At 38.1% G+C, this 16,880-nt stretch carries 10 protein-coding genes; all 10 read right to left on the bottom strand.

From position 1 onward, the window contains the following. Positions 1-129 precede the first annotated feature (129 nt). Positions 130-1,887: a RagB/SusD family nutrient uptake outer membrane protein gene (locus tag GM418_RS18630; RefSeq protein ID WP_158868754.1), complete on the bottom strand. Its 1,758-nt coding sequence runs from the start codon at positions 1,885-1,887 to the stop codon at positions 130-132. A gap of 37 nt (positions 1,888-1,924) precedes the next feature. Further along, entirely contained in the window at positions 1,925-5,164 is a 3,240-nt protein-coding gene (locus GM418_RS18625) for a SusC/RagA family TonB-linked outer membrane protein (protein WP_158868753.1), read from the bottom strand. A gap of 691 nt (positions 5,165-5,855) precedes the next feature. Beyond that, positions 5,856-6,761, bottom strand: a complete 906-nt coding sequence (locus GM418_RS18620) for a helix-turn-helix domain-containing protein (RefSeq protein ID WP_158868752.1) — start codon at positions 6,759-6,761, stop codon at positions 5,856-5,858. A 33-nt stretch (positions 6,762-6,794) separates the two neighbouring features. Continuing rightward, positions 6,795-7,595 carry a hypothetical protein gene (locus GM418_RS18615; RefSeq protein WP_158868751.1) on the bottom strand — a complete coding sequence of 267 codons (801 nt, stop codon included), beginning with the start codon at positions 7,593-7,595 and terminating at the stop codon, positions 6,795-6,797. Between the two features lie 211 nt (positions 7,596-7,806). Next, on the bottom strand, positions 7,807-8,352 hold the full coding sequence (locus tag GM418_RS18610) for a hypothetical protein (protein ID WP_158868750.1): 546 nt from the start codon (positions 8,350-8,352) through the stop codon (positions 7,807-7,809). Next, positions 8,342-8,860, bottom strand: coding sequence for an RNA polymerase sigma factor (locus GM418_RS18605; protein WP_158868749.1), 519 nt, complete (start codon positions 8,858-8,860; stop codon positions 8,342-8,344). The genes GM418_RS18610 and GM418_RS18605 overlap by 11 nt, the downstream gene beginning before the upstream one ends. 778 nt (positions 8,861-9,638) lie before the next feature. Next, positions 9,639-10,475 carry a glycoside hydrolase family 16 protein gene (locus tag GM418_RS18600; protein WP_158868748.1) on the bottom strand — a complete coding sequence of 279 codons (837 nt, stop codon included), beginning with the start codon at positions 10,473-10,475 and terminating at the stop codon, positions 9,639-9,641. Positions 10,476-10,681: 206 nt separating this feature from the next. Further along, a complete protein-coding gene (locus GM418_RS18595) occupies positions 10,682-12,217 on the bottom strand; it encodes a SusD/RagB family nutrient-binding outer membrane lipoprotein (protein WP_158868747.1) in 1,536 nt (511 codons plus the stop codon). Positions 12,218-12,228: 11 nt separating this feature from the next. Then, positions 12,229-15,699: a SusC/RagA family TonB-linked outer membrane protein gene (locus tag GM418_RS18590; protein WP_158868746.1), complete on the bottom strand. Its 3,471-nt coding sequence runs from the start codon at positions 15,697-15,699 to the stop codon at positions 12,229-12,231. Between the two features lie 115 nt (positions 15,700-15,814). Next, entirely contained in the window at positions 15,815-16,822 is a 1,008-nt protein-coding gene (locus GM418_RS18585; RefSeq protein ID WP_158868745.1) for a FecR family protein, read from the bottom strand. Between the last annotated feature and the right edge of the window lie 58 nt (positions 16,823-16,880).

Raw genomic sequence — 16,880 nt, 5'->3', positions numbered from 1 at the left:
TCAGAACTACGCTTATACCCTCCTAAATATTCTAATCTGTTCTGATTTTTTTGTTTCATACTTCAAATAACTTATAAGCAGTGAAGCTGATTAAAATCAGCTTCACTGCTTGTTCTTAGTTAAACCAGACTATTGATAAGCGGGATCTTGCTGCAACACATCCTGAAGATCAAGCTGACTTTCGGGCAAAGGCCAATAGTCATCTTCTTCCGAATTAAATACAGCTCCTGTCAAGAAAGTTCTGAACTTAACGTCTTCGGCAATGTAGGCATTCAGTACATCGGCAATAATACCCCATCTTCTAAGATCGAAGAATCGCATACCTTCGGTTGCAAATTCCAGTCTTTCTTCGAGCCGTACAGCCTTCCTGGCTTCCTCCTGTGTAGCAAAAGCTACAGCTCCCACAGGATAAGGTTCAACTTTGTAATTTGCAGCTGGTTGTGTCCAGTCTACAACTATTTCATTTCCGTCAAACACTGTAGTCGATACTTTCCCCATTACTACATCGCTCCCCTTGGCACGTTCCCTAATCATATTTACCAACTGGCGGGCGTAATCCAATTCATTTTCTTCTACAGCAACTTCTGCTCTCCATAATAAAATATGCCCATAACGTATTGCCCTGAAATTCTTCCCGTTGTCAAACCCTCTGCCATAAGCGTTTAAACTTTGGTTTTCAGCCTTATGCATAAATTTCTTGGTCATATATGGGCCGCCATTATCTTGCTGTCGAATCCACGAAGCTCCCTCACAAATTCCCCAACCCAAAAAATCAATTCCACGACGGGAAATTGTCCAGTCAACACGAGGATCTAAAAAATGATCTGTCGGCGTGAATGCAACGCTACTTGCAACCCCCATGTCATGTGCCAGCGGTTCCCGATCGGCAACATCCAAAACCGGCAATCCTTCATCGCTTACCTGAAATGCCTCAAATAAATTTTGTGAAGGCTGATAAAAACCCCATCCTAAACCTGCCGGTCCTGACTGATGCATACAAGGGCCGGCAAGTACCAGAGCTGAATGGTTACTCCCACTTGTTGCCGCCTGAATTTCAAAGATTGACTCTGCATTGTTCTCAGTGGTCATATCGAAATTATCATTGTAATTATCTACCAAACTGAAAACATTACTGTTTATAATTTCGTCAAGCAATGGTTTGGCAGAACTTAACTCATTTTGATACATATGAGCATGAGCTTTAACTGCCATTGCAGCATATTTGGTAGCTCTCCCAACTTCGCCAAGAGGGCTGGTCTCGGGCAGATTATCAATAGCATATTGTAAATCCGCTTCAATATCATCCCATCCTTCGGAGTCATTCGGAACTTCTTCAGGTAAAGTTTCCCCCAGTTCTGTCTGAGTTTTCACATAAGGTATTTTCCAAAAAACTCTTGTTGCTTTAAAATGAAACCAGGCACGAAGAAATTTGGCTTCAGCCTCTACTACTGTAGCCCTTGCATCGTCAATTGGGTTATCCCCTCCCTGTACTGTCCACAAAAATTCCAGTGTTAAATTAGAACGGGCTACCCCGTCATAACAATCCTGCCACCTGTTACTCATGTATGCATTTGACGGTAAAGCTTCATATCTTTCAACTGCATTAAAATTATTCTGGTCACCGGTAGATGTTCCTTTGTAACAATCATCCGAGGCACCTCCACCATATGTCCAGTCGGTTCCCAAAGCGCCACCGAATCTTTGTTGTCCCTGAACACTACTATAAGTACCTATCAATAAAGCTTCGATACCTTCAGACGATTCCATTACTGTACCCGCCGCAGATCCAGGAGGTTCCTTTTCCAAATATTCGTCACTACATGAAAACAAAGTAACAAAACTCCCGGTAAGCGCAGCAATTAATATAAAATTGAATATTTTCTTCATAATTTTATTTTTTTTGATTTTTAAACACATAAATGGGCTATAAGCCAAGATTAATTCCAAAAACAATTTGCCTTGGAGTTGGCCACGCACCTGAATCTATACCTAAATTGCTTCCACTATTATTTACTTCTGGATCTAACCCCGAGTATTTGCTAATTGTAAACAGATTTGTTACCTGCCCGTAAACCTGTAAGTTTCTGAATTTGTCACCCAGAAGTCTGTTCAAATCATACCCCAATCTCAAATTTTCCATTCTTAAATACGACGCATCTTCAATAAAAGCTGTTGATGGTTGCTGGCTGTCGATATCATTACCTTCAGCCTTTGGCAACTTAGCTTTAGAGTTGTCACTCAAATAAGGACTTCCCCACGAATTGTACAACCTGTCGTGACTCCTTCCTCCCTGGAATTGAACAAAATCGATAAAACGTCTTACATAATTTACCATTTCGTTTCCATAGCTGGAATACAAACGGGCTACCAAATTAAATCCCTTGTAACTGACATTTAGATTGAAACCAGCTGTAAAATCCGGATGAGGTGAACCAATATAGGTTCTATCTTCCGAATTAATAACCCCATCGTCATTTACATCCTTGTATTTGTAATGACCGGGTTGATTATAAGTTCCACCGGCTCCAAAAGCTGTCGGCCATGCGTCAGCTTCTGCCTGCGTCTGAAAAATTCCTTCAACAACATAACCATAAAATTCAGGAAAGGATGTTCCAATTTCACTTCTTGTATAAATCATTTCGCGATATGAAGATCCGGAAAGGAACTCATCTTCATTATCTGAAAGTTTTACAATCTCATTTTTATAATGCGACAAATCAAAACTTACATCATATTTTAAATCACCATTCAGGGCACTGTTTACATAACCTACCTGAATATCAAAACCACGATTTTTCATTTCACCAACATTAACAGAGGGTGCATCGGCGCGCCCCAGCACCATAGGTATTTGTTTTGGATAAAGCATATCGGATGTTACCCTTTGCCAAACGTCGAGTGATAAAGTCAGGTTTTTCTTAATAGCAGCATCAATCCCTACGTTCGTAGTCTTAGTAGTTTCCCATTTCACATCAGGGTTACCAAAACTTGACTGATAAAAACCGGTTGCACCGGTAGTAGCATTTACACCTGTTATTGGATAAAAAGAATTATTATAATTGATATCAAATTTGGTATAACTGTTATAATTACCAATCCTGTCGTTACCTGTAGTACCATAACCTGCACGTATCTTCAGATCATCAAGCCAACTGGAAGTTGAGGCCATAAAACTTTCTTTTGAAATTCTCCAGGCCAGAGAAAAAGCAGGGAATACACCGTATGCATTTGATTTACCAAACCGTGAAGAACCATCGCGACGCACCACCGCCTCCAGCATGTATTTATTTTCATAATTATAGTTCAAACGTCCGAACATTGAAAACAGCGACCAGGAGTCCAGGTTACCGTCGTTATTGATACTTTGTAACCCAGTGGCCAACTGCATATAATTCAAGTCTTTTGAAAAGAATTCTGAACGTGATGCATTGATATAATTATATGAATAATCAATTGCTTCGGTACCAAACATTATCGTTACATCGTGTACATCGGCAAACAATTTTGAATAGGAAAGTGTATTTGTCCAGTTGTATTGCAAACCAAAACTTGCTTCTTCTTCCAACGAAGCATATTTACCTCTTTCAGCATGAGCTTTTTCTACAAAACCAGGATTTCTGTAGTGACGGGCGGTGTAATTTACCCCTGCTAAACTTTGTATTGTCAGTCCGGCCAGAGGAGTAAGTTTAATATACACATTTCCACTCACATTCATCCTTTTGGTTTTGTCGTCCTTATTGGAGTCAAGCAAAAATATCGGGTTTTGAGCATTCCCGGTTCCTTCGGCTCTTGTGCCTGCATAGTTACCCATAACATCATAAACCGGGACAATAGGTGGCATACGATAGGCCCACGATACAATTGAAGACTCTGAGTTATTTGTTTGGTGACCGTAATCCTGGCTATAGGTGACGCCCAATCTTTCTCCTATTTCAACCCAATCAGCAGGACTTGTTGTAATATTTGAACGAAGGTTAAAACGGTCGTAACCAGTCCATTTTAATACACCTTCCTCAAGCATGTACCCCATTTGAAAAGCATATGACGTAGCCTGACTTCCTCCATTTAAATCAACCGTGTATTCCTGATATTTTGCTGGGCGATCGGCTTCCTGCAGCCATCTCGTGCCTTCCTGATTTGCTTTCATAATTAAATAGGTATCATCACCATCTTCATGAATCATTTTATCGTCATATAGCGAAAGGTCAACACTGGTTGCTCTTGCTGGCCGTATATACTCGGGAATGTCGGGTGTTGAACCGTTTCCGTACAACGGATGAGAATAAGTAAGCACCGGCTCTTCCCCTGCCGGACTTCCTTCAGCAACCCACGAATTATGTGCTGTTTCCCAGTCATTATATGTTTGCAGCCACAACATTTCGCCATATTCCTGTGTGTTTAAAAGATCGTAATAGTTTGTATTTCTGGTGACACCGGTTTTAATTGTTACATTTACCTGTGCCTTCTGGTTTTTCCGCCCTGATTTAGTTGTAACCAAAACTACACCGTTAGCTGCCCGGGCACCATAAATTGCCTGAGCTGCTGCGTCTTTTAAAATGGTAATAGATTCAATATTATTAGGTGTAACGCTCCCTCCCGGAACGCCGTCAACAACCCACAGAGGATCGTTGTTATTAATTGTGCCAAGACCGCGAACACGAACCGTGGCGCCTTCTCCCGGAGTATTCGACTCTAATACGGTAACACCGGCAACTGCTCTTAAAGCTTCAGAAGCGTCTACAACAGACATTTCTTCAATATCGGTTGCCTGAACTGTAGAAACAGCTCCGGTAAGCTCCCCTGCTTTTCGTGTAGCATAGCCAACAGCGACCACTTCTTCCAACCCGATGACATCGGGCTCCATTGTTATGTTAATCACGGTTTGATTTCCAATCGCCACTTCCTGGCTTATCATACCAATGTATGAAAACACCAGTGTTGCCGCATCAGCAGGAACTGTTAAATCATATGTTCCATCTAACCCGGAAACCGTACCTACGGTAGTAGACTTTACAATAACAGTAACTCCAGGCACTGGTGCTCCATCTGGATCCATGATTTGTCCGGAAATCTGCTTTTGTTGTGCTAAAGAATCAAGTGAAAATGCCATTATAATGGCAATTAACAGAAAGGTTAGAAAACCTTCAAAACGATTTTTTTTCATAGATTTTAAGTTTTGTTAATAAAATAAAATTGGAAAGAATGGGAAAGGGAATATCAACTCCCTTAGTTCTATAAGAATAAAAATTCTGCCATAGGCAACTTTTTAATGGTTTGGTTAGAAAAAAATAGCAATTACATTATGCCTGAGTATATCTCCTGCAATGTATTATTAAACTGATTTTTTGCATTAGCAACATTCATTACTAATTTAAGGTAGTTAGTCTTTCACGAAAATGTGTTGGTAACGATTCTATCCCTTCGAGAATTTGTCAGGGAATTTGGAATTACGACATAGGCTTTTGTTTTAGTTTAGTTATAGTAGCTAGATTGTACCAAATCTAAACATTTTCGAACAAAAAGAAAAGAAATTAAGTTTAAAATATGCCTTAAGAAAACCTCCCCTAATATTTTGTCAAAAATACAATAAAGTCTAAAGTCCAAAAAAACAGAAAACATAAAACATAAATAAATACATAACATCAACGTTACCAACAAATTAAATACTATAAAAATAACAGATTGATATAAGCGCAATTGTTTTACAAAAGAATAAAAACAATAAAATAGTTGAAATATGTTATAGAATATATTTGAAGAAAAGGTGTTTAAAGGGCGTAGTATAATACAAATCTTTAATCTGTAAAAAAGATACATTTAAGAGAAAACACGAAACAAACATTTTGTTGCGCAAATCAAATAGATTTGAATTTGGTTGGACTTACATTAGTATGCTTTTTAAAAAAATTATTAAAATGGGTTGCTTCTGTAAATCCAAGTGCAAATGCTATTTCAGAAACATTCCAGTCACTTTGTGTTAGCAAAATTTTTGACTCCTGTAGGATACGGGACGTAATTACTTCGGTCGTTGTTTTCCCTGTAACTGATTTTACAGCCCGGTTTAAATGATTCACGTGTACGGCCAGTTGGTCGGCGAAATCAGAAGCTGTGCGTAATTCTACTTTACTGTGCGATTCATCAACTGGAAACTGGCGTTCCAGAAGTTCCATAAACAACATTGATATCCGCTTGTTGGCGTCAAAATGCTGCTTATTGTATTTGGCAGAGGGCTCCATCTTCATCGCAAGGTGTATTAGTTCGAAAACCAGATTTCGCAATACATCATACTTATGAATATAATCAGAAGTAATTTCGTCAAACATTCGCTCATAAATCCCGAATACCGTTTTTGCCTGTTCAGTATTCAATGTAAAAATATGTGAACTTCCGGGCTGAAAAACCGAATATTTGTTTATACTGCCAAACTGTGAAAAAAACTCCTGATTAAAAACACAAAAAACACCGTGTTCAATCCCCTCCAAACAGTCCCACTTATATGGAATTTGCGGATTAGAGAATGTCAGCGCGTAACCTTTTACATCGACAACCTGGTCGGCATACAGCACCTTACTTTCGCCTTTTGTAATCATGATCTTGTAATAATCACGTTTTTGATAAGGCACCGGTTTTCTTTTTCCACCAACAGGGGGTTCCACTTTAAACAAATTAAAATGACCGATTTCGTTCCGGATGTTTTCAGGAATCCACTCAAACTTCCGTTTGTAAAATTCTTCAATACTTTCAGTCTTATTTTTTACCATAAATGATAGATTTCAAGTTATAACCATAAAAAATTAAAGTTGGGTATATTTTTTTCCAAACGAATAAATCACGCTTGCACTCCAAATAAAATCATCGCTTGCTATTTCACTTTCTATGGTTTTATTAATCATTAATGAAAGCGATATTGGAAAATTATTTTTTAAAAGTGAAAAACTTGACGCAAAATAATACCCGTGAAGGTCATCCATTTTAAGCAAATAAATTTGAGGGCGAATTTCAAAATTCAATTGGTCTGACAATTTAACAGAAGAAAAACTACTTTGTAAAGCAATATATTGGGTGTGTTGCACAAGATCATTCTCAATACCGTTAGCATAAAGATAATAAGGTGAGATGGCAATGCTTTTTGAAATTTTAAAATTCGGTGCGAGCTCAGCCGCTAAATAACGCCTGACTCTGATAATTTCCATGCTCGTTCCGTCTTTAATTATATTTATTTCTTTGAATGACAACGCCGGATGCACCCCCAACCTCACCTGGAATTTTTCATTCTGAATCAATTGGTAACGCCACCAAAAAATAAACGACCAGGGTTTTCCTTCCATAGCGAACCGGAGTTGAGGGTCAAAACTAAGCTTGTCTCCCCCAACCGACAAATTGAATACAACCGCCGGTTTGCCAAGGTTAAAAGAGGGAATCAAAGAAATTCCATTATTGGTGGCCGAAATATTGCCGGAAAAGTGACTGATAAATTTTGTACTGTCGCCTGATTGAGAGAAGCCGGAGATTGCCAACAAAAATAAAACAAGTAAAAAAAACGTCTTATTTAGTAGGTTTAAATTTCTTGTGGCCTGTAAAACTCTATCATTCATCAGTTTAAATTCTACTTTAATTTACAAATAAAGCAGGATTTCACAACATTATTTAACAAATATCAAATGAATAATTACGAAATTCAAACAACAATAGAATTGTTATAACGACAGCAATGCCCCGGATGTCGATGCCAGCCAAATTAACTATTTAAGACAGCAAAGACTGCTTCAGGCATTCGACAATACCTATCGTCGACAGGCCGAACAATTATTCACCTTCAATTTCCCGTACTAATCGCTGTGCTTCATCTCGAATGGGTTTGTACCTAACGTACCAAAGTATTAACCCTATAATAACACCCAATAGTATCGCGCCCCAAAAAAAGGCCTGGATAAGAAGTACAGAGGTACCATCTTCTATCCAATCAAGGGTTAATGCTACGTCGATTAAAATAAGAGGAACTAATACCCTAATTGTTTTCTTTTGAAATGGTTGGTAACGATGTACTGCTTTATTTAGCATCTGAATGGTTGGAAGAGAATAGTCAACAAATTTATACTCGTAATAATATTTTCTAAAAGACAGGGCCAGAGCTGCAAAAGCCAACATATTACATACACCGCTGATGATAACAATAACATTACGGGAATCCATGTATTCACGAATAGTCATAATTCCGATAAAAGGAACTAAGACCCAATACATAAACTGAATAGCTCTTACTATTACGGCATAATTTGTATCCTCTTTTTTTAATTTTGAAATTAAAGGGTTGAGGTCTGTGTAGTTACTATTTTCGTTATCAGTTTTCATATTTTTCTCCTTTCAGCTTTACTTTCAACTGTGTTTTCACCCGATGTATTTTAACTTTCACATTGGGCTCCGTAATTCCAATTACATCAGCAATCTCCTTCATGGAAAGCCCTTCGAGCATCAAAGAAATCAGCGCCTTGTCGATTACTGACAATTGGTTCAGTTCGGTCTGCAACTTGTCAAGTTGGTGTTCCTGTTCCAACTTTTCTTTCAGATTCTCATCATCCAATACAGAGTCCAGATTTTTTGTATCACTGTCTACCATCAGTTTCATATGTCTGAATGCTTTTCCCGTAAAAGTAAGCGAAGTATTTACAGCCACACGGTAGACCCAGGTGCTAAGTGCAGAATCGCCTCTGAAACTGTCGAGGCTTTTCCAAATATTTACCAACACTTCCTGATACATGTCTTTTTGATCCTCTCCATTGGAATTATAATATCTGCAAATGTTCCGGATACGCGTACTGTTTTCAGATACGATGGCGTTAAATTTCTCTTCTTTGCTCAATTTTCTGGTGTTTTTTTATTTAGTAAAGTTGAAAAAGGATAGTTACATTTTTTTTGTCTTTTTCCTTAAAAAATTTTAAGCCTGAAAAATCGAACACTCAAAAGCAAGCATTATAGTCTCCAAAATCGATTAGGCTTCACTCCTTTAACAAATTTTTATCAAAATGAACTATTTAGAAAATTTTTCAAAAAAAATAAAATTAAAATTGAAATAGCAGAGAAGTGGAGACAAAAAAGGGTTAAAATGTAAGTATTTATTCAACTACGATAAAATCTTCATCATTTAATTCCTTTTCGGAATAATTGGCATTCAAGAAAGTGTTGCGCCCCACGATCGTAAAAAAAACTGAACCATATCTTTTTAACGACTATCCATCCGCAGCATTAAAGACAAAGCTGTCTGAATCGGACTTTCGGTAAGAACAGCCCACTTCGAGGTTTAATTGTTATTTGCAGGCTGCATAAACTTTAAGAAATCTTTAACCTCAGCCAGGGAAGCTTTGAGCTTAATGTTTCTAAGATCACTTATTGACTTGTTTTTTTCAGAAAAATCAAGATTTTCTCTTTCAGCAATATAGAGTTTTCTAAAATCAGAAAGTCTAAGTTCACCTTCAAAAAACATCTACCAGCAAGTTCCTGTCTTTATAAAGCTTGTATTTGAGACTCATCCGCCAAATGTAAACAAGTTGAATCTCAATGGAAAATACCTATGTTCATTTTACCTACACTTTTATGTTTTCCTTTCTAATGCCACAATTTCTTAATTTGCAGATATTTACTTATTGGGATTCTTTCCTTTGATAGACCCTTATGTAATCGACTTCAAAAGTATGGGGAAATAATGAATCATCGATTCCTTTTTGACCACCTAATCCACCGCCAATAGCCAGATTTAAAATCAGGTGAAATGCCTGGTCAAATGGCCAGGCTTCATAACCTTCTCCATTATTTTTGAAAGTAAAAAAATGTTTACTATTAACATAACTTCGAATTTCGCCTTCATCCCACTCCATGGTATAAATGTTAAAATTGGTGGTTGCTTCAGGAAGTTTAGTCTTTTTGCCTACCTGAGTACCAATCATATGATTGAACTTTTCAGTATGAACTGTTGAAAATACAGTATCAGGATTAAAACCTACGTGCTCCATGATATCAATTTCCCCGCTTTTGGGCCATCCGCCGTAACTATTTTTGGCAGGCATCATCCAAATGGCCGGCCAGGTACCATTTCCTGTCGGAAGTTTGGCGCGTGCTTCCACTTTACAGTATCTCCAGCTGCTTTTGTCTTTGGTAGTCAGTCTCACTGAGCTGTAATTTTTGGAAGAAATTTTTTCTTTTTTTGCGGTAATTTTCAGAATTCCGTCTTCAATGAAACAATTATCTGTGTCGGCAACTGTATACCACTGGGCTTCGTTGTTTCCCCACCCGTATTCATTTCCTTTTGTGGCATAACTCCATTTTGTTGAATCAGGAAGCCCATTGATATCAAACTCATCCCACCATACCAATTGCCAATCATTTTTTACCACCGGTTTGTTTGTATCTTTTTGTTCTTTGCTGTTCACACAGCTTGTGTAAAGCAAAATCAATAACGAATATGTAAGTATTTTTTTCATAATTAAAAAAAAGAGAAAGGAATGGTATACCATTCCTTTCCAATCAAACTAAACTATTAACAATCTATTAAATAACGAAAATCAAATGCACTATAAAGTCCATCGTAACTTTTTTATTAGAATTTCACCGAAATGCTACTGAAAAAGTTTAAATCTGGCACAAAGGCCCATCAGACTTAAATAGTTAACTTTAACTTTTCAATCTTCTATTTCAAATACCAAGGGACTTCGTCGGTGGCGTCGCTCCCTCCAAATTGCTCATTAATCGCTTTATGATAATTTTCAGGGTTTGTCGATTGTTCGTTGGTAGGATACATCCAACGTTTTGGATACACTGTATTATCATCCGGATTCAAACTTGTAGCGGGATCCAAAGGATACTCAGGATAGCCGGTGCGCAAAAACTGAGGATAGTTGCCGCCATTCCCCTGGAAGAAGTCGATCAACCATCTCTGAAGCCAGATTTGATGCAGGCGATCCGTTTTACTTCCATCGGTTGCGTAAGCTGCTGCTCCTGTAAAATAACTATCGATATAGTCCTGCCCAATTGCCATCCCATGAACGTATTCTGCTGTATTTGGCAGACTCATATAGTATTCCAGTTGTGCTTTTACTCCGTTTTCATAATAAGTCTGAGCTGTACCTGAAACCCAACCTTCTTCTATTGCTTCAGCAATAATAAAACATTGCTCTGAATAGGTAAAAATGAGCATTGGATCATTATCAAGGAATTGAGTATAACGACTATTTACCAAAGAATATTCACCGGCTAATCCATTAGGTTGTAACACCGTATTAGGTAAAGAACTCAACCCTCCAACATAAGCATCAAAATCTGATTCATTTAAGCCTTCGTCAATCTTCTTCTGTGCCGGATCAGCAAAATAAAATAACCGTCTGTCTTGCAAACTCTTCAAAGCATCTACTGTCAATTTTGAAAGGGACGCATACTCTCTAAACTGTACTCCGTTCTGATAAAAAGGGAAAGCTTCATCTGAATTCCCGGTTGCAGAGTATACCAGTTTAAAGTTATCATCATTGCCCTCCATCAACGGTGCAGAAGCTACTATTTGAGCAAAACGGGCTTTTTGATCAGATGTAACCTGTTTACTCATCGTTTGAATCACTTTTAACTGCATGGCATTGCAGAGTCTCTCCCATTTTGAAGCATCTCCTCCAAACATAATGTCTCCGTCAAAACTTTGACCTTCGCTAAAATAACCGGCTGCTTGTTCAAGATCGACTAAAATTGCGGCAAAGACATCGGCTTGTTTATCATATTTAGGTTGCACATTTCCTTCATAATATAATCCGGCTTCGGAATAAGGGACATCTCCCATATCCAGCGTAGCCTGAAAGCCTATCCAGGCCTTTAAAAACAATGCCAACCCCTGATAAGAAGATTTGTTTGAGCTGCCCTCAGCAAACTGTACCATGTACTTCAGGTCAGTCAGCCGCGTGTAGGCACCAAAACTCCCCCAGGGCCAATATGCAAAATAATATTGACCAGGATTTTCATTATTTGTCTGAATAAGATGGTGGTTAAATAAGTTTCCCGATAAAAAATCAGCCGCGTTTATATTCCAAAACCGATAGGTATCTTTTAATGTCTGCGTTGCAAGCATATTGGGTGCAACCTGGTCTGTTGAATTGGGATTGGTATTTATTTCTTCAAAATTATCGCATGATACTGCAAAGATTAAAGAAAATACCACAATCAAAATATATTTTAATTTTTTCATAGTTCTAGTTGTTAAAATGAAAGTTTAATATTACCACCAAGGTATCTTACGGATGGGTCGGAAAAATTTTCATTTCCGCCGTCAGGATCAGAGTATTTAAAGTCTTTGGCCCAGAACAATACATTTTGTCCGACAAAGCTTACTGATGCTCCTTTAATAGGGCCGGCTTTTGCCAATATATTTTTCGGAACAGTGTAGGTAAGTGAGATCTCACGCAATTTCAGGAAGGTCCTTTCATAAATATCGTAAGGGGTTGGAGTTCCTCCCCACACGCTGCTTGCATGTAATCTTGTTATGGCGTTCTGGTAAGTTACCGCAACATCGTTCGGAGCAAATACACGGTCATCGGTAAGAATATTTCCATTGACGTCAAAAGTGGCCGATCCGGAAACGACTTTAACACCTTCTCCAATATAATGGGGGTCTCCGGTAGCCACATCCTGAGCCCTGGTTTCTGTCAAAGATTCCGGATGCACACCAGCCTGCCACATATAGCTCTCTGTAACAGTATTCATTAATCCACCAACAACTCCATCAAAAGACATAAATAAACTGAAGTCTTTGTATCGCAACGTGCTACTAATCCCCCAGTTCCAATCAGGGAGTCGGTATCCGTAAAAAGTATAAATACTGCTTCTTTTGGGTAAACCATTATTCCAAATCATTGCTCCTGTTTCGGGTTGGTATTCAAAATCCTGAATTGTGATAAAATCAGTACGCTTCCCCTTAGCAATCCATTCTCTGTCGTTGTTTTTTGTATTTACAGAATCTATTTTAGAATATATTTCTTTATAAGTCCCCCAGTTTAAAGCTATATCCCACTGCAAATCTTGTTTTCTGATTGGTGTTATGTTCATCACAACGTCCCAGCCTTTCCTTGTTCGTTCTTCATCGGTATTAATAATTTCACCCACAATACCGGAAGCCGGCGTTCTGGCTGCTGGGCTGCTTGCATCTTGTAAAATATCAGAAATTATCTTGTTATAAAAAGCAGCATCAATGCTTAATCTTTTTTTAAACATTACAGACTGTAACCCAACTTCGTATGTGGTTGATTTTTCGGGCAATATCGTTGAACTCCTTACTTTGTCAGGTGCTGCTGCGCCATTTAATCCGTCCCAAATAGCGGTATTGGTTGAAAATGTAGTTAGAATTTCATACACTCCGGGAGGTGTTTTTGCCGTAGTCCATGAGCTTCTGGCCTTTAACAAATCAAGCCAGTTTTTTGAATTGTCAGGCAGCAGTTCTGATAGTATTAAACTTCCTGAAATTGACGGGTAAAAATAAGACCAATCTGATTGAGGTATATCAGGCGCAGCCAATGTCGACACCCAGTCATTACGCCCCGTGGCATCTATAAAAATAAAATTATTCCATGAAAGGGCTAAACGACCAAACAGTGAGTTAGACTGCTCGGCGTTTTTGGTTTCTCCAACACGTGCCGCGTTTACTGAAGCTTTTAAAGAATAATAGCCGGGAATTGAGATCCCACCCGTAGTTTGAGCACTCAGATTATCATCTCTTCTGTAATATATGTTTCCCCCTGCCAAGTATTCCAGTTCTAATTTATCATTAATAAATTTTTTGTTACCTGTTAACAATAGATCGTTATTTATGCTAAACCCCTGGGTTCTGCCCGTAATATAAGCACCAACTTTTGTTCCGTTCCATGGATAATTAATTCCGGGCACCCCAGTATCCCCCGTTGAAGTCCAGGAGCCCTGAGATAGTCGTATCTGACCACGGTTTACATAAAAATCGAGACCGGAACGTGCTGTAACTTTTAACCAATCTGTAATCTCATAACTTGTGGAAAGGTCTGCATTAAAAATATCGCGGGAAACTTCATTGGTTATTGCATACCTGTCAAAATACGGATTGTTTATATTCCCGTTTGGATAAGTCCAGTTTTGTTTTTGATCTTTGACCATCCAATAATTGTCTTTATAATCTAAAATATTATAATCAGCCGGCGAATAGATCAACATAGAATACATTACATCGTACGACTTATAACCGTTGGTCCCCGTATTGGGAGATTCTCTTTTGGTGTACGACATATTGGAAGACAACTGAAACTTATCCAAATTAATATCCGCCCCCAGAGTATAGGTATATTTATTTAACTTCGAATTCGGATATACTCCCTTTTGTTGTGTCCAGTTCAAAGAGCTCCTAAGAGCTACGTTTTCCGACCTAAATCCAACATTAACATTGTTATTTGTCACGTAGCCAGTTTCCAAAAAGTTATCAAAGTTATCCTTCCCTACAGGAAGATATTCGTAATCCCTGTATTCCATTAAATAAGGGTCCCATTGAGTTCGTATGCTGCCATCCATCACAGGCCCCCAGGATTTGGTATTATTTAAATCGTAGTTACCGTTATTCCCACGACCATATACGCTTTGTTTTTCTGGAATAGCCAGGAAACCTGCATTAAACATGGTATTAGACGTTAAGTCGACTGATACCCCCATTTTTCCTGTACTACCGTTTTTGGTGGTAATTAATATAGCGCCTGATTTTCCTCGGAACCCATACAGTGCAGAAGCCGTTGCCCCTTTTAACACTGACATTGACTCAATATCTTCTGCTGCAATATCATTCAATTTTTTATTGGCGTAAGCAATACCGTCGATAACTATCAACGGGTCTGTTTCGCCGCGAATCGTTATTGTTGGCTCAACGTTAAAATCGGAAGAGTTTTGAACCAGTACCCCGGCTACTTTACCGGTTAGCGACGTACCGACATCAACACCGGCTACTTTTTGCAATTCTTCACCTGAAACAGCCTGAACAGCATAGCCCAACGCTTTTTGTTCTCTTTTTATTCCCAGAGCGGTTATAACCACTTCTTCAATACCGATTGCGCTGGAAGATAGCGTAACATTGATTGTTGTTTGACTGCCAATTTCAATTTCCTTTGTTTCCATTCCGACAAATGAAAAAACCAGAATAGCAGTAGAGGAAAGATTGTTTAGGGAATAAGTCCCGTTAACATCCGTTACTGTGCCGTTTGTGGTTCCTTTAATAACAATTGAAACACCGGGAAGCGGGTCGCCTTTGTCGTCGACAACTTTACCTGATACTGTTTTCTGTGTCTGAACAGAATCATCTGAAACCGGTGTCAGAACAATGTATTTGTCTTTAATTAAAATGTTTACATCATTTTCATCAAATAATCGGGATAAAATGTTTTTAATATTTTCATCTTCTATGGATACGTTTACTTTCCTTGTGACATCAATAAGTTCACTGTTATATAGAAAATAGAACTCGCTCTGGTCTTCTATTGTTGCGAGAACTTCTTTGATAGTTACTCCTTCCAGGTTTAAACTCAGTTTTGCAGTTTGTGAGTAGGTGCCTGAAGCAACCACCTGAAAGACACTGATTAGGATTATCAGCAATGCATTACGCATAATTACTAATTTTTTTCTGTGTCCTTTGTACAACAAGGACAACGGTTCAACAATTTTTTTCATAAATTTGAATGTTTATTTATTAAATTATTTAGGACCAAATTTCTTTGGTTTTAAGTTAAAGAGGGAGTGTTGGCGCACTTCCTCTTAAATTTTCAGAAGTTTTACAGCTTTATTTTCACATAGGCGTTTTAGTTTTTAAAGTTATAAGCACTGTAGACTGATTTGTTTTTTCAAATTGGTCGTTTACTTTCCCGGGGGTATATTTTACTTTTATATCGGGCGAGCTAAGTTCCAGCAATTCAAGCACTCTAAAAAGCGATTCGTTTTCAAAAGTAGTTGTAAACTTGTACTTTTTTAGTTCTTCATCCTGAATTACTACTTTCACTCCGTACCATCTCTGCAATAGCACAGCAACTTCTTCTATCGGAGTTTCGTCAAGAATTAAAACATTTTTGCGCCAGGCGGCATATTTTTCAACATCGGTTTTAATCCGTTTTGCCTGTCCCTCACTTTTATTAAAAACCATATAGTCTCCAGGGCTTAGCTCCAGATATTTTTGCTGATTTTCATTTATTGCAGCAAACTTTACTTTCCCTTCAAGCAGAGCAACTTCTATATTTTCTTCTTCAGGATAAGCTTTTACATTAAACTCGGTCCCTACGACTTCTACCTGCGTAGTGCCAGCTTTAACCAAAAAAGGTATTTCTTCATCCGGCATCACATTCAAAAATGCTTCACCTTTTAATTCAACAATTCTGCTTTCATTTACAAAAGGAATACGGTAACGGATCGTACTTTGCGAATTAAGCCACAATTTTGTCCCATCAGGAAGTATAATTTGTGACCGCATTCCGACAGGACTGCTTAATTCCTGCCAGGAAAAATCGGTATGATTTGTATAAGTCTTGTTTTGTAAAAATAAACTCCAGATAGTTATCATCAATAAGGGAATGGACAAAATTGCCGCAACTCTGATGAAGTAATTTATTAAATTAACTGATTTGTCCTTGTTATCAATCCTGTGTTGAATTTTTTCAAATCCCTTATCAATATCTACAGTTTCTATTTGCTGAATAATTGCCCCTGCTTCAACTCGCTTATCAAATTCAGATAAATCTTTCCGGTATTCCAGAAATTCTTCAAACTTCTTTTGAGCTGCATTTTCTTTGTAATCCTGCTGCATTTGTGTCTATAAAAAATTCCTATTTATAATAAGTACAATTGGAATCAAAGGTACACGT

Source organism: Maribellus comscasis, assembly GCF_009762775.1.
Classification (GTDB): Bacteria; Bacteroidota; Bacteroidia; order Bacteroidales; family Prolixibacteraceae; genus Draconibacterium; species Draconibacterium comscasis.
Note: the sequence above shows the minus strand (reverse complement) of the source record. Positions and strands in the feature narration are given on the sequence as shown.

What these genes read in the sequence shown, in the direction of transcription:
- GM418_RS18595 (WP_158868747.1), bottom strand. Translation starts at nt 12,217, where the DNA reads ATGAAAAAATTAAAATATATTTTGATTGTGGTATTTTCTTTAATCTTT.
- GM418_RS18620 (WP_158868752.1), bottom strand. Translation starts at nt 6,761, where the DNA reads ATGGTAAAAAATAAGACTGAAAGTATTGAAGAATTTTACAAACGGAAG.
- GM418_RS18600 (WP_158868748.1), bottom strand. Translation starts at nt 10,475, where the DNA reads ATGAAAAAAATACTTACATATTCGTTATTGATTTTGCTTTACACAAGC.
- GM418_RS18625 (WP_158868753.1), bottom strand. Translation starts at nt 5,164, where the DNA reads ATGAAAAAAAATCGTTTTGAAGGTTTTCTAACCTTTCTGTTAATTGCC.
- GM418_RS18630 (WP_158868754.1), bottom strand. Translation starts at nt 1,887, where the DNA reads ATGAAGAAAATATTCAATTTTATATTAATTGCTGCGCTTACCGGGAGT.
- GM418_RS18590 (WP_158868746.1), bottom strand. Translation starts at nt 15,699, where the DNA reads ATGAAAAAAATTGTTGAACCGTTGTCCTTGTTGTACAAAGGACACAGA.
- GM418_RS18615 (WP_158868751.1), bottom strand. Translation starts at nt 7,595, where the DNA reads ATGAATGATAGAGTTTTACAGGCCACAAGAAATTTAAACCTACTAAAT.
- GM418_RS18585 (WP_158868745.1), bottom strand. Translation starts at nt 16,822, where the DNA reads ATGCAGCAGGATTACAAAGAAAATGCAGCTCAAAAGAAGTTTGAAGAA.
- GM418_RS18610 (WP_158868750.1), bottom strand. Translation starts at nt 8,352, where the DNA reads ATGAAAACTGATAACGAAAATAGTAACTACACAGACCTCAACCCTTTA.